The 14,163-nt window shown below is 55.8% G+C and carries 10 protein-coding genes; all 10 read right to left on the bottom strand.

The features are described from left to right. Positions 1-1,025: 1,025 nt before the first annotated feature. Entirely contained in the window at positions 1,026-1,706 is a 681-nt protein-coding gene (locus ACL2XO_RS07535; protein ID WP_413726806.1) for a TetR/AcrR family transcriptional regulator, read from the bottom strand. A gap of 461 nt (positions 1,707-2,167) precedes the next feature. Continuing rightward, positions 2,168-2,635 (bottom strand): MaoC/PaaZ C-terminal domain-containing protein, encoded by a 468-nt coding sequence (locus tag ACL2XO_RS07540; protein ID WP_413726808.1) that lies wholly within the window; start codon positions 2,633-2,635, stop codon positions 2,168-2,170. Further along, positions 2,632-4,017 (bottom strand): glycoside hydrolase family 88 protein, encoded by a 1,386-nt coding sequence (locus ACL2XO_RS07545; RefSeq protein ID WP_413742485.1) that lies wholly within the window; start codon positions 4,015-4,017, stop codon positions 2,632-2,634. Before ACL2XO_RS07545 ends, ACL2XO_RS07540 begins: the two co-directional genes overlap by 4 nt. Positions 4,018-4,081: 64 nt before the next feature. Next, entirely contained in the window at positions 4,082-4,894 is an 813-nt protein-coding gene (locus tag ACL2XO_RS07550) for a shikimate dehydrogenase family protein (RefSeq protein WP_132923034.1), read from the bottom strand. After that, positions 4,894-6,498, bottom strand: a complete 1,605-nt coding sequence (locus ACL2XO_RS07555) for an acyl CoA:acetate/3-ketoacid CoA transferase (protein ID WP_132923033.1) — start codon at positions 6,496-6,498, stop codon at positions 4,894-4,896. Before ACL2XO_RS07555 ends, ACL2XO_RS07550 begins: the two co-directional genes overlap by 1 nt. Before the next feature lie 51 nt (positions 6,499-6,549). Beyond that, the gene (locus ACL2XO_RS07560; protein WP_203522478.1) at positions 6,550-7,869 is read right to left on the bottom strand and encodes an MFS transporter; all 1,320 of its coding nucleotides are present in this window, start codon (positions 7,867-7,869) and stop codon (positions 6,550-6,552) included. A 347-nt stretch (positions 7,870-8,216) separates the two neighbouring features. Continuing rightward, the gene (locus ACL2XO_RS07565) at positions 8,217-8,987 is read right to left on the bottom strand and encodes an enoyl-CoA hydratase/isomerase family protein (protein ID WP_132923032.1); all 771 of its coding nucleotides are present in this window, start codon (positions 8,985-8,987) and stop codon (positions 8,217-8,219) included. A gap of 577 nt (positions 8,988-9,564) precedes the next feature. Continuing rightward, positions 9,565-11,208, bottom strand: coding sequence for a S10 family peptidase (locus ACL2XO_RS07570; protein WP_413742486.1), 1,644 nt, complete (start codon positions 11,206-11,208; stop codon positions 9,565-9,567). A gap of 22 nt (positions 11,209-11,230) precedes the next feature. Further along, positions 11,231-12,823 (bottom strand): protease pro-enzyme activation domain-containing protein, encoded by a 1,593-nt coding sequence (locus ACL2XO_RS07575; RefSeq protein ID WP_413742487.1) that lies wholly within the window; start codon positions 12,821-12,823, stop codon positions 11,231-11,233. Between the two features lie 874 nt (positions 12,824-13,697). Beyond that, positions 13,698-13,943 carry a helix-turn-helix domain-containing protein gene (locus tag ACL2XO_RS07580; RefSeq protein WP_413726814.1) on the bottom strand — a complete coding sequence of 82 codons (246 nt, stop codon included), beginning with the start codon at positions 13,941-13,943 and terminating at the stop codon, positions 13,698-13,700. Positions 13,944-14,163 lie beyond the last annotated feature (220 nt).

A 14,163-nucleotide genomic window follows, 5' to 3' on the forward strand; every position in this document is an offset into this window, starting at 1 on the left:
ACTTCGGCCGGCGGATAGCCGGCGCAATCCACCCGCGCCGGCTATCCGCCGGAAACCATGGCGGCCGGTCAGGATCCGAACGCCAGGGCAACCAATACCACTAATGAAAATACCCCGAGCAGGACCATATGAAGATCGACTTTTTGGCGCATATCGTTACCCCCTGCTGGCTGAACCGAGGTAATTATGGCGTATTTTTGTACGGTCCGCTGTGACTGATTCGCCACTTTTGCCAAGGCATTAAAAATCCCGGACAGGAGAGACGGCGGGATGGTTTCAAGGCCGCCGCGCGTCAGGCGAACCCTGAACCGCCGTTATGGATTACATTGATTGGTAAAGGGATTATGTCCGTGCGGGCATACATCGGTATCCGTGGGGATAATTCTGAATAACGATCCCAAAGCGCTGCCGCAACCGGTTAATAACAGCAGGCTTAAGCAAAGAACCAGGCATTTCATCGCCATTGCCCGGTGTTTGTCGGTGGATTTTTCATTAGCCTTCCTAACCAATTTCTTAGCCTGTATTGATCATAGCAGACCGCTCAGGCAACGGGGCCGATTTGGGTTGATTCTGTTAGCTAGTGCAAAAAAGCAGAAAGGACGAGGGGCATCCACCGCGTCGCCCAGACCGTGCGGGATAGTTAACAGCGGATTTAACCGAAAGAGCACGGATGCGCAACGGGGGTATTCACCCCGTACGGCAGTGAAGTCAGGGGAAATTACAGGACCACTGTCGGAATCATGGCCTTATTGCCATACATGAATCCAGCAGATAGCGCCGGCTAAAATCATAAAAGCGATAAAGCACAGGGAAGTCACCTGAGAATATGTTAATTCACATGTCATATGCCGTCCTCTCTGGTAAAAGTTGACTCTTCATTAACAGCGCCCGTTAACGCGGCGTCGGCGCGCAAGCAATACTGCAGAAACAATACCCGTAATCCATTGAAAAGGCATTAACCCGCGGCGCAAAATCCGAAATATCCTAGAGCCGCCCGCTGATGTGTTTTCGCCTTGTTGCATGGCTCAAGGCTCCATAACTGCCTTGTGGGGGGGTTCCGTTGCCGGTTCCACGGTATAAACGGACAGCACAACGTGGGAAAACGCATTGAAAAATTGCTCCAGCCGCTCGAAGTTACCCGCGTCCTGGGCAAAAACCGACGAACTGTCCACCAAATTAATGAGTAAAAACGCCAAGTCCTCCAAAGGGGTATCCGCTTTGAGCTGTCCATTATCCCGCGCCCTTTCCACCGCCAGGACAATGGCTTCAGTAATGGATTGGGTAAAAGATCTTAAAGAGGCGTTGGTTTCATCGCTCAGCACGTCGCTCTCCAACCGCATTCGGCCTATTAGGCTCCAGGGGTTTTTGGAATTTTTACCGCGATTGAATTTTTTGTAGAGCTTATAGTTGTATTTCACCACATTCTGCACTTTTTCCGCCAGAGAGGTGGTTTCGTCCAGCCAGATGGCTTGGTGCTGCACAGAGGCATTGGCCACGTAATCCTTTACCACCTCTTCCACCAGTTTGCTTTTACTGCCGAAATGGTAATGAATATTAGTCGTGGTGATATCCAGGGATTCCGCGATGGCGCCAAACGTTGTTCCATGGTAGCCGTAAGCGATAAGTCGGTTTTTGGCCACTTCCTTAATGTTGTCATACATGGATGTTTTTTTGGCTACCGCGGTAACCTGTGCTTTTTTCGCCATAGTGTCCTCAAAACTGCGTTTTATTCATCTTCAATTCAACGTCGTTATAAGCTTTTTCCCTTCGGTGTGAAAGCCGGCATTGCCATGAAAAATCGCGTTGCTATTAACGAACCGCTCCGATCGCGGGGGGAAGAAAGTTCCTTGCCGATAAGTAAGTTTGTATGACAATCAATCTCATTGCAATGGAGTAATGCTATCAGCGGCCAATTGATGACGCAGGTCAAACAGCGGCGCAAAGGCACAAGCTAAGCAGGCCCGCTATCGCCGGGCGAGCAAAGATCGAGTAAAAGGGAGAGCGTGCTGATAGGGTCGACGCGGGCGTGGTTTTACCGCCCGATCGAGCGCCCCACGGCGCGGTAAGCCCGCTATCACTGGACGTGCGGCGAGCCTGTTAAAGGGAAACGGTGCTGATGGAGATGACGCTGCCATCCCTCAAGCGCCCTTCACTGGGCGCAACCCCGCTAAACCTGCATCAATAGCTGCGTTTCTCCTTCCTGCACGGTAACCGCTTTATCATTGATGACTTTGATCCCCAAGGTCACGATACCGCGATCGTCCCGCTTGGTGGCGCGTTTGGCGGCGATGGCGATCTCCGCGTGAATGCGATCGCCTATCATCAGCGGCGCGCGAAACGACCAGTTCCAGCTCAGTGTCGCAACGCCGCGCAGCCGTACGGCGCAGCGGGTCTTCAGCCCGTCCGCCAGGGATAATCCCAGCAGGCCGTGGGCGATTCGCCCCGGAAAGCCCTGTTCTCGGGCAAACTGATCGTCCATATGCACATCGAAGAGATCGCCGGACAGGCCGGCGAAACCCACCACATGGGTTTCGGTTACCGTAATGCCGGACGTTTTATAGCTATCGCCGATATTCACATCGCCATAGCCGTACTCGCCGGAGGCTAAGATGCGCGGGGCAGGAGTGTCGTTCATCGGGTTTCTCCGCTGATGTTAAAAAAAGTCAGGTACGGGCCCTGCTGCGCCAGCCGCTGCACATACAGCGCCAGTTCCCGCATGTGATAGTCCCCCCACATTGTGGCCTCGCCAAACGGAATAAGATGCCCGGCGGGCACATGATCCCACCCGTTGGGCCGGTGATACTGGCTGTGCAGGACCAGCCCCTGGTGATGCTCATCGCCGCTAAGGTAAACATCCCCCAGCAGGGTTTCCAATACCGTCAAACCCGCCCTGGTGTAGCGTTCGCCCGCCCCATCGCCGATGGATTGCCGCCAGGCGCCATAGCGCAGCAGGCCCTGGGCCGCGATGGCGGCGGCGGAACTGTCCACCGGCTCGATATCATTGGCCGGATCGGAAACCACGCCATAGGGATCCGCCATCCGCGCCAATCCCGGCGCGCCGGTATCCCAGTAGGGAATGCCGTCAAGGGTGGTATGATCGATATAAAAATCGCATACCGCCGCCGCCGCCTGGTCCATCATGTCCAGCACCTTCGCTTTATCGTTCCCGGGGCCGAACGCGGACGGGCTCAGCTGCGCCATATATTCCAGCAGCTCGGCAAAACCGCAGATGGCCCAGCTCAAACCGCGGGTCCAGGTGGAGAAACCGGAATAGCCCTGTTGCGTGCCGATACAGCGGAAATCGCCGTTCTTGATATTAAAAATGGCTTCATGGGCGGTCCGGCCGCGCACATCGTAAATATCGCGCCCCTCGCCGTAGAATACGCAATAGCGGGCGGTGGTTCGGGCATGGGCGACGGCCCGGTCCAGCAGAGAGACCACCCGATCTCCCTCGTCTTTCATGACATGTCCCAGACTGTGGGCCACCAGGAGGATGCGCAGGGTGCGCAGGGTATCGATAAACAGCGAATGCGGGCCGTTGAAGGAGTGGATATATCCCTGTCCTTCGCCAATGGCGGTCCAGCGATGGGCCTGTACCGCCCCCGAGCACCTTAACGCCAGTTGGTAGTAATCAAGGGTTCCCCGGTCGGCGGGTAAACGGCCCTCCCGGATAAGGCGCAACAGATTGCCATAGGTGCTGATCTGGTTGAAACCGTGGTCGTGTACGCCGAAATGGGTAATGTGCGTCGGCATCTCATGGCGAATGCGCTGAAGGGCCATATCAAGGAACTGTTCATCGCCGGTGGCATCGAATTGCAGTACGGCGCTGCCGAACTCGAACCCCTGCGTCCAGTCCGTCCAGCCCTTGGCCTGGTAGCGGCCCGCCACGGTATGTACCGGCGCCCCCTGGCTTCGATCCATGGCGGCATCTATGGAGCGTATTTTGACTGCCGAAAGCTCCCACATGCGCCGGATAGCCGGCAGCAGATCGGCGGCGTTAACAGATTTTATTTTCATGGATGTTGCCTTTCCTTCTAGTCTTGACACGGGACGGGGCTGCCAGTCGCGGTGGCCCGGCCGATCAGGGTTGCCGGATAGCGAAGAAGTTGCAGAACGACTCCAGCTGTCCTTCGATCATCGGCTTTCCGTTCATGGCCCGGCAGCCGCACCGGCGTGCATGGGCCAGGAGGGGGGTCTCTTCCGGATGCATGATGATATCCACCACCCCAAGGGATGGGTCGAACTCACCGAACGGCGCAGGCATGCCGTCGCCGGGCCGCATACCCACCGGCGAGCAGTTCACCAGCAAATCGTAGCCTTCCGTTCCTGCGCTGTCGGCGGTCACGCCGGCGGGACGGCGGGGATAAAAACGATTAATGCGGGACGCCAGCCCTTGCGCCAGCGACTGCCGCGGATCGCAAAGCGTGATGGTATCCGCCCCGGCCGCCGCCAAGGCAACGGCCACGGCGGAACCTCCGCCGCCGGCCCCCAATTGTTTGATGCGTTTGCCCTCGATGCTAAAGCCCTGTTTTTGCATGCCCCGCACCAGGCCCTCCCCGTCAAACATATCGCCGTACCAGGTACCGTCCGGCAAACGGCGCATCACGTTGATGGCGCCTACCTGATCGGCCCGGGGGGAGAGGCTGTCCACCAGGCCGCATGCCCGGACCTTGTGGGGTACGGTGATCACCAGCCCGTCAAGATTGCGCAGGCTCATCAGCCCCCGCATGGCGGCCTCAAAACCCTCCTGCGCCACCTGAAAGGGCAATAGCAGTGCATTGATGCCCTGCGCCCTGAAGATAGCGGTCATTAATTGCGGTGTTTTTACCTGTGTTACCGGATCGCCGACAATGCCGAACAGGCGGGTCGATCCGTCAACGATAGCGTTTTCCATCACCGCTCCCCCTTGCCAAGCAGGGAGAGACGGGGATGACTCGGCCAGGATTGGCCGTCCAGCGCTTCCTGCAGATTCATCGGCTCCTCCCGGAACAGCCGGGCATCCATGGTCTTGAGGTCCGGCGAAATCTGCGGGCGAAACGCCATATGGGCCAGCACGTCCCGTTCCAAATCAATGCCGGGAGCGATCTCCATCAGCTCCAGCGCGCCGTGCAGGGCGCGAAAGACGGCCCGTTCGGTGACAAACAGGGTGGTTTGACCGCGTTCATTGGCAAACGGCCCGCTGTAGGAGGTTTGCTGCAGCGACGAAACGAACTTACGGTGGCCGCCTTCCTGGAGAATGCGCAGCTCTCCGTCTTCGCAGCGCACTTTGAGGCCGCCGGCGGTGAAGGTGCCGCCGAACACCATTTTCTTGGCGTTTTGACTGATATTGATAAAGCCGCCGACTCCCACGATTTTGTCGGCGAAACGGCTGATATTCACATTGCCTTCAGCGTCGATTTCCACGGCGGAAAGAAAGGCGATATCCAGCCCGCCGCCGTCATAAAAGTCGAACTGATAGGGCTGATCGACGATGGCCGAATAGTTGCGGGCGGCGCCAGCATCCAGGCCTGCGGCGGGAGCGCCGCCGATAAGCCCCTGTTCATTGGTCAGCACGATGTTGTGCAGAATGTTCTCCTCCGCCGCCACCAGTCCGATGCCGGTGCAAATCCCCGAACCCACATTGCAGATGGCGCCGGTGCGAAGCTCCATGGCACAGCGGCGGGCGATGATTTTACGCTCGGTCAGGGCCAGGGTGGGGAAGGCATCCAGCGGAATGCGCAGTTCGCCGGTATAGGCGAAGTCGTGCTGGGTTTGGTAGGTCACGGGCTGGTGGGGTTCCACCACCACCAGATCCACCAGCATGCCGGGGATTTTCACGCTTTTGGCCGGCAGCGTGCCCCGTTTCGCGATCCGTTTAACCTGCGCCACCACCAGGCCGCCACAGCGGCGGGTCGCCTGCGCCATTGACAGCATGTCGCCGAAAATGGCTTCCTGTTCCATGGAAATATTGCCGTCCTCATCGGCGGTGGTGCCCCGCAAAAAGACCATATCGATGTTGAAGGGCTTATAGAACAGCCAGGATTTTCCTTCTATTTCGATAAGCTTGACCAAATCCTCCTTGCTGCGGGGACTTTGTCGTCCGCCTCCCAGCCGGGGGTCCACAAAGGTATGCAGGCCCACATGGGTGACAAGACCCGGACGTCCGGCGGCAATCTCGCGCATTAGTTGCGATAAAGCACCCTGCGGCAAGGTATAGGCCTCGATTTCGTCGTTAAGCGCCAATTGTGCCAGAGGAGGCGAATCCACCAGCGTGCCGCATACCACCCTCTTCAATAATCCTTTATGGGCCAGACGGGACGCGCCGCGAAAGGTGCGATCCCCCAGTCCCACCGGGTGCACGGCGGTGATGCGTTCAGGGGTCCCGTCCGCCAGAAAACGCGTTTCCACCGCCTCAATGAGAGCCTCAGGCACCGCATGCCCCGCGCCGGATCCGCCGATCAGCAGCGTATCACCATCTTGCAGCAGGCCAGCGACCTCAGCTGCCGTTACGATTCGCATTGTTTTACTCCCCTCTATTTTTCAGTTCTTGTCCGTGGCCCTGCACATCATTCAGGTATGTGATGAGAGCTTTCTGCCGAACCAGACGGCCACAAAGGTAAAAATACAGAACGCCATGAGATACCACATGACGTAGGTGGGCTGACCCCCGCCATAGGCCACCAGGGCCGTGGCGATAAACGGGGTGGGGCCGCCCACGATGGCTCCCGAGAGTTCCCGGCACATGGCGATACCGGAGAAGCGGTAGCGGGTAGGGAACAGGTTGGCCAGGAACGCACCCTGCGCGCCGCCGGTGCAGCCCCAACTGACGGCATAAATGGTGCTCACGCCGATGGTGGCGAGCACGACGTTCTTGGTATCCACCAGTAAAAACAGCGGATAAACCATCAGGGCGGCAAACAAGGCGCCCAGCATGAAAATTTTGGCGCTGCCGAAGCGATCCGAGAGATATCCGCCGATGGGGCCGGTAAACAGCGTACAAAACAGGGCGATAATCAACACCAGCAGGCCGTCGGTTTTGGACATGCCCAGGGTATTGATCATATAGCTCAGCGCAAAGGTATTGAGAATATAGGTCAGCGCCTGATGCCCCCCCATGGCGAAAAACCCGCACAGCACTTCCTTCGGACTATTTTTAAATAATTCCGTAATGGGGATTTTTTTATCCTTTTGCTCCAGGCGCGCTTTTTCCATAGCGGCTTCATACTCAGGGGTTTCGTTCAATTTAAAACGGATATAGACCGCCACCGCGAATAATAATACCGAAATAAGAAAAGGAACGCGCCAAACCCATGACAGGAGAATATCTTCCGGCACGGAGGAAAATCCCAGGAACGTCAGGGTAGCCACCAAAACGCCGAAATTGGTGGCGGTATTGGGAATGGAGGTATAAAAGGCCCGCCGGTTCAGCGGCGTATATTCCGCCACCAGCGTCATGGCGCCCGCGAGTTCGGCGCCGGCGCCGAAACCCTGCAACAGACGCATCAGGATCAGCAGCGCCGGGGCCAGCAGCCCGGCCTGCTCATAGGTGGGCAACAGCCCCACCCCCACGGTGGCGACGCCCATGATGGAAACACAAACAATCATTGCGGGTTTGCGGCCGAACCGATCGCCGATATGGGAGATAACGATTCCCCCCAGCGGACGAATGACAAAACCGATGGCGAAGGTGGCGAACGCCGCCAGAATGCCGCCCAGGTGCGAGAGCTGCGGAAAAAATAATCTATTGATTATCAGCCCCGATGCCGCGGCATACAGGCCGTAATCATACCATTCGATGATGGTTCCTATGGTGGATGCAACAACAGCTTTTCGGATATTGGAATTATTATTAACTGTTAATTCTGTATCTAGGGTCTGGGCACTTTGCATGGAATGTACTCCTGCCGATGTTTATTGACACTTCCTTCCTTACATCTTAATAAGAAGATTGATTTTGGTAATGGAACTCTGTCCATCTTTACTTGCTGTATGGCAAAATTAAATCGGCAGCTTATTCTATCCACAATAAACCGCACTCTGGATAATTTTCGATCCAAAGGAGACTTTAAATTTGCAACCGGGCACGGTGATTGAGTTGAAATGAGGCTCCTTTATTATGGGTGATGCCAAGATAATTTCATTTATTATCTTAGCGGGCGATGTTCAAATTTCTGCATTTGTCCCTCGGTGAATAGGATATTTCCCGTGGGGCTTCTTTATAGTAAATATTTTTCTCTTCAATCTTTGGCATATTTTGTCGAGCGCTTTTCGCCGAACGCGCTGGATCCTTCCTGATAGTTTCCCGCCGCGAAGCACAGACAGGTCAATTCATTTTCATATTTCATCCCGGCTTCCAGCGGCATCGACAGCGCTGCGCGCACCGCCGCCTTCACGGATTGCACGGCGAGGGGGCTGTAACTTGCCAATTTCCGGCACAGCGCCCGCGCGGTTTCGTACACGTCATCATCCGCCACCAGATACTCCACCAGCCCGAGGGAAAACGCCTCTTTGGCATCGATGTGGTCGCCGGTCAACAACAGACGCATGGCCTGTCCGTAACCCACCAGGCGCGGCAAAAACTGTGAGGCGCCGCCGCCGCCCACCCAGCCGCGGGTAACTTCCGGCGCGCCGAACCTGGCGCCCGTTCCGGCCACGCGCAGATCGGCGCCGAGCATGATTTCCAGTCCGCCTCCCAGCACCCAGCCGGTCAAGGCCGCCACCACCGGCTTGCGCAGGCTGCGTATAGTGGTTCCATACTCTACCCGGTTGCGAAATGCCCAGGCGCTGTCATAGCTGTCCAGGGATTTCAGATCGCTGCCGGCGCAAAAGGCGCGTTCTCCGGCGCCCCGCAGCAACACTACCCGTACCCCGTCATCTTTGTCGATTTCGGCGCAAATCCGGGCAAGCTCCACGCTCATTTCCGGCGTGATGGCATTCATTTTTTCCGGTCGATTAATAATGATTTCAGCAATGGAATCATGCTGGTTCATGATAATAAGATCCGTCATGCTGCTCACCTCTTTATGTACGGGGGCGATGTACAGCGGGCAATCTACGGTTGACCGGCTGTGATTAACCGCTGCCCCGGTAATGCCGCCTTGGTGTTCTAGTTATAAATTATTCCCTATCCAATACAAGAAAAACTTACTTTCATGTAAGTAAATAGTGATCGGGTTATCATTTCCGGTTCATGGATAAACTTACTGACTAGTAAATATGAATATTGAAAGGCTGGCCGGCGTGGGGGGGGCGGGATTGGCAAGGGCCTTGATAGGGGACATTGGCGGCGGAATCGATAATGGGGCGACTGGAGGACGGGTAAAAACGGGCGGGGCTCTGCATGCCCGGCCGATGGCTATGCGGGGCGAACCGCCCGGGAAGCGTCCGGGCGGCGGGATGGAATGAAATTATGACTCTCTCACCTTGATCGCAACGAAAGTCATCACCACAGCATAGATAATAAAAGCCATGACGGTAGCCATTTTCATCCTCCTTAAGATAATCCTTAGATAGATTACTGCTCAAAGAGAATGCTTTTTAAACAAAAAAAGGCATGCCCGATGGTCCAAAACCGGGCGCCGGTTTTTATGTTCCCGGCGCCGATTTTCGCTGTTGCAGCAGGCGGATGCGGCTCATGGCCGCGTGATCGCCGGTGGCCTGGCGATACATGGCGGCAAGATCGGCTTTTAACAGGGTACGGGCATCGCCGTTAAGATAGATCATATGGCCGGACGGATAGTATTTGATCGTCAGGTTTTGGCGGATCGAGGCGGACAGCAAGGGCATGTTAAGCAGATCGGATTCGGTCTGGTGGAACGGCGTCACGAAGTCGTAGTAGCCATTGGCCGACAGTACTTTCAGGTCGACGTTCAGACTCATGGCGGCGGCAAGGTCGCCCGCCGTATAGAGAATCGGGTTTCCCTTGCTGTCGACGCCTTTTTCCGCGCCGGTGGGGTCGGTGTGATGGAAATCCCAGTATTGAAACGCCTGGTCGTTGAGATCGGTGAAAGCGGAGGTGGAGGTGTATTTAAGCTGATCGTTCAGGTAGCTGTTCCACATGGCGGTGTAGGCGCCGTTCACCGCCGTCATGGTGGGATCGTTGCCGCCGGAATTAGGATCGATATCGGCCGCGATGCCGGTATTGACCGCCGTAACCCGGCCGTCATAGGAGCCCAGCGCCAGACCCCGGCTCTGGAGCAGTGTCACCAGAAACAGCGAATTGTCCCGGCTGTTGTAGGCGCCCACATCGAGGCTCCAGCCGATAAGGGTTTTGCCGTCAATACCGGTCAGGTCGCTGAGCTTTGCCAGGACGGCATCGTCCACTTTGGGAAAAGCCGCCAGCGCGGCGGCGTAGTCCCCGTCGGCAAACGCCGCCGCCTGCTGCGCGGCGGCGGCCGGATCGGCCGGCCTGGGTTTGACGTTCTGCCTCTTGTGATACCAGGCATCGCAGGCGCAGGTGGGCAGCAGCCCCACGGGCCGTCCGGCCTTGGCATAATCCAGGATGGAGGATTGCAGCGTGACGCCGTTCAGATCGACCCCATCTTCGTGCAGCAAATAGGAAAGCACCGCGCTGCGCGCGGTGCCATAGGATTCGCCGAATAAAAACTTGGGTGAATTCCAGCGATCGTTGGCGGTCAGATAGCGCTTGATAAACTGGGCCAGCGAACGGGCGTCCTGGTCAACGCCCCAGAAATCACGGTTGCGGCGCGGGGAGATGGCCGCCGAATAACCGGTGCCCACCGGATTGATAAACACCAGATCGCTGAGATCCAGCAGGCTGTCGCTGTTATCCTCGAGGCTATAGGGGGCGGGCGGGGTAAAATCAGGCATGGCCGTTTTGATGCGCTTTGGCGCAAAGGACCCTAATAAGACATACACAGAAGACGAGCCCGGGCCGCCGTTATAATAAAAGGTCACCGGACGTTGCTCCGGCGTTTGGCCGTCCAGGGTAAATGCCACATAGAATATTTTTGCTTCCGGTTTGGAGCTGCTCGGGTCCACCGCCACCAAGTGACCGGCGGTCGCGGTATAGGCCAGGGTTTTCCCCCCCAGCTCCAGGGTGTGATGCGTAACGGCGGCATTTTCACTGCTGTCGGCCACGCCGTCGTCCGGACCGTTGCCATAGGCCACCGTATCGAAAAACGGCCGATCGCTTTGTACGGGCGTTGTCCCCTTGCCGCCGGCATCGCCCTGGTGGTTACCGTTACTCTCTTTTTTATGACCCGCCATATTCCCTCCTCAACGCTATTGCTTAATCCAAAAGCGCCGCGATTTTTTTACCGTCGGGCGACCCCAGTCCGGTACAGGCGTCCCAACCGGACGCGGCGGCGAAATCTCCGTTATTGCCCTGCGTAACGTCGCGACATGCTCCGGCCGGATAGAGCAGGGGCTGCATATAGCCCAGCGTCTTGCCGGCGGCGCCATTGACGCGGGCGATAAGTCCGGCCCACAAAGGCGCCACCGCGCTGGTGCCGCCCACCACCGTCCACTGGCCGTGTACCAGGACCTTATAGCCGGTTTCCGGATCGGCGTTACCCGCCACATCAGGCACGCCGCGATGGGCCAGAGCGGCCTGTTTCCCTCCGGTGCGTACCGCCTTTAACGATTTTTGCCAGCCCGGCAGGGGAAAATGCGTGCTGATTCCGCCGCCGCCGGCTCCTCCCTGTTCGCCGTCGTTCCACACGGTTTCAGTCTTGATGGCGCCTTTACCGGCATTCAGCCGGGTGCCGCCGCAGGCCAGGGCATAAGGGCTGGAGGCAGGGAAATCCACGTGATCGGCGCCGTCATTCACGCCGTCGCTCGATCCGCTGTCGCCGGATGCCACGCATACCGTTACGCCGAGCGCCGCCGCCGATTGCAGCACATCGTCGAAGGCGTCCAGGGATTGCGCCGTCCAGCTGGATTCCGGACCGCCCCAACTGATGGAAATCACCGAGGGCCGGTTGGCGGTATCATGAATCGCGTTATTGACCGCATTGATAAAACCCTGATCGCTGTTACCGGCAAAATACACCGCCAGTTTAGCCTGGGGCGCCAAGGCTCCCAACACTTCGATGTCCAGCATCACCTCCCCGTCCGCGCTGTCGGCGCCGCCGGACGGACTGTTTTTTCCGCCGTCCACCGATACCGCGTTCACCGCAGGGGGGGGCAGGCCCAGTGATGAAAAATAGTTCTGCAAATCGGTTTCATCGTAACCCCCGCCGAGTTCAATGATGCCCACGCACTGCTTCGCGCCGTCTCCGGGGGCGAAATCGTAAAGGGCCGCCAGTTCCAACGGCGTATAGGAGCCTGAGGTGGGATCCTTCGCCGCCGGCCGGATGGGCGGCCGGAAGCGGAAATGGGCGCGGGCCTGGGGCCGGTTGTCCAGACCCAGCACCGCGGTAACGATACCCGCCAGGTCCGCCGGCAAATGAATCGCCCCGGTACGGCCGCGAAAATGTCCGCTCGCATGTTGATAATGTTGCAGGCGGACGCCGAAAGCCTCCATGAATTGCCGCGCCGTGCCGGACAAAATCACGGTTCGGGTTACCCGGTTTTCGCTCACCACCCGCAGTTGATGCCGATGGGCAAATTCCCGTACTTTACTCACATCCTCCAAAGAGGCGGCGAAGCGCCGGGCGTACTCCTCCCGGCTCAAAAGGGCGGGTGACGAGGGCGTGACTTTGGCGTCGGGATTCCGCGATTGGCATAGGCTGCTTATATGCTGCTGAAACCCGGCGGCATCAGGGCGCCGCACGATCAGGCTTACGTCGAACCGTTCATTATCTTCCAGCGGCCCGGTGCAGCTGGAGCCAGGCAGCTCTTTCCTGTCGCTGCCGGGTAAAGCGTGTTTGTTATCCGTCATAGAATACTCCGCAAGCACGGTCTAAAACGCCGTGCGGATCAGGTGTCTTGATCCTCACGTTAGAACCGTCGTTGCCTGAACGCCAGGACGATTAATCTTAAATTGCGACCCGTTTTCGGCGGCGGCCGGCTCCTCATCGCGCCGCCAGACCCGACAGAATGGTTTTTCTTTGATTTAACGCTGCCCGGGGCGTGAAAAAAGCGGATGAAAACCCTTCAATTTTTTGATGGAAAAAGAACCGCCATTAATATAACTGGCGGGCAAAGATTACCAGGGAACGGTCAAAAAGTGAGACTGACCGTTCTCATATTATAAATTTGATCAAAAATTAAACAGGATGCTGGACCACAAAAAAAGCCCGCACGATGGCGGGTAATCAGGGTAGTGTACCGGCGGATTTATATCTGCCTGCCTCGCATAATAGTTACCTCATAAAAAAAATGCAGGGTAAATATCACGAATGTCAATTTAAGCAATTCAGGTGTGTCAATTTATAGCATTGGGTTTTGATGGTTTTTTTAATCAGACTTTTAAGGGGGAAATATAAAACGCTCTGAATATTCAGGGCGTCTTATAGACAATTATATCGTCAATTGTCGTAATGTATAGGTAGTGAGACAATCGACACTATTTATGAATACCCATCGGCCGTTATAGCATTGTCAAGCTTCATGAACCACCTGCATAATTTATTACATAACCACTAATAACGTTCACTTATTTTCAGCATTGTCGACATTTTTTTATTGGTAATGAAAGATGATTATATTGGTTATAGTGATGATTTTTAATGATATTTTTATATAATACCACCGTTTTTAATAATTCCTTCCGTGAGCATAGCATGCTCGGTATAAGAAAGTATGGTATAACTTTACCACATGTCTTCTCCTGCTTTCGTACCGGCATCATCTTCTATTATTAACTTTAAGCCCAGCATGGCGCATATTGAAAGCAGCCTGGATAGCTTAATATTCCCGGCGTTATTTTCGAAAATAGATATGTCTTTCTGATGCATTTGTACCTTAAGGCCAAGTTCGGCTTGTGTCAATCCTTTCTGAATTCTAACATCCCTGATAGTGCTGCCGAGACTTTGAGCGTTAATAATTAAAAGTTTCACGTGGTTGTTCTCCTACATGGCTTGATTATACATATAGAGTATATTTAGAATAAGAAAAGTCGGAATTAAGTTAATATATACAAATGGTGTATAATTTTCGGTTTATAGCTCGTATATAATTTACACTATTTTAGTGTATTAAGAATAATATACATACTCGGTATAAATCCTAGCCCTTGGAATGTAGGGGAGACGATGGGATGGCAATATGAAAAAGGGT

This window comes from Sodalis sp. RH15 (assembly GCF_047324255.1).
GTDB lineage: Bacteria > Pseudomonadota > Gammaproteobacteria > Enterobacterales > Enterobacteriaceae > Acerihabitans > Acerihabitans ligni.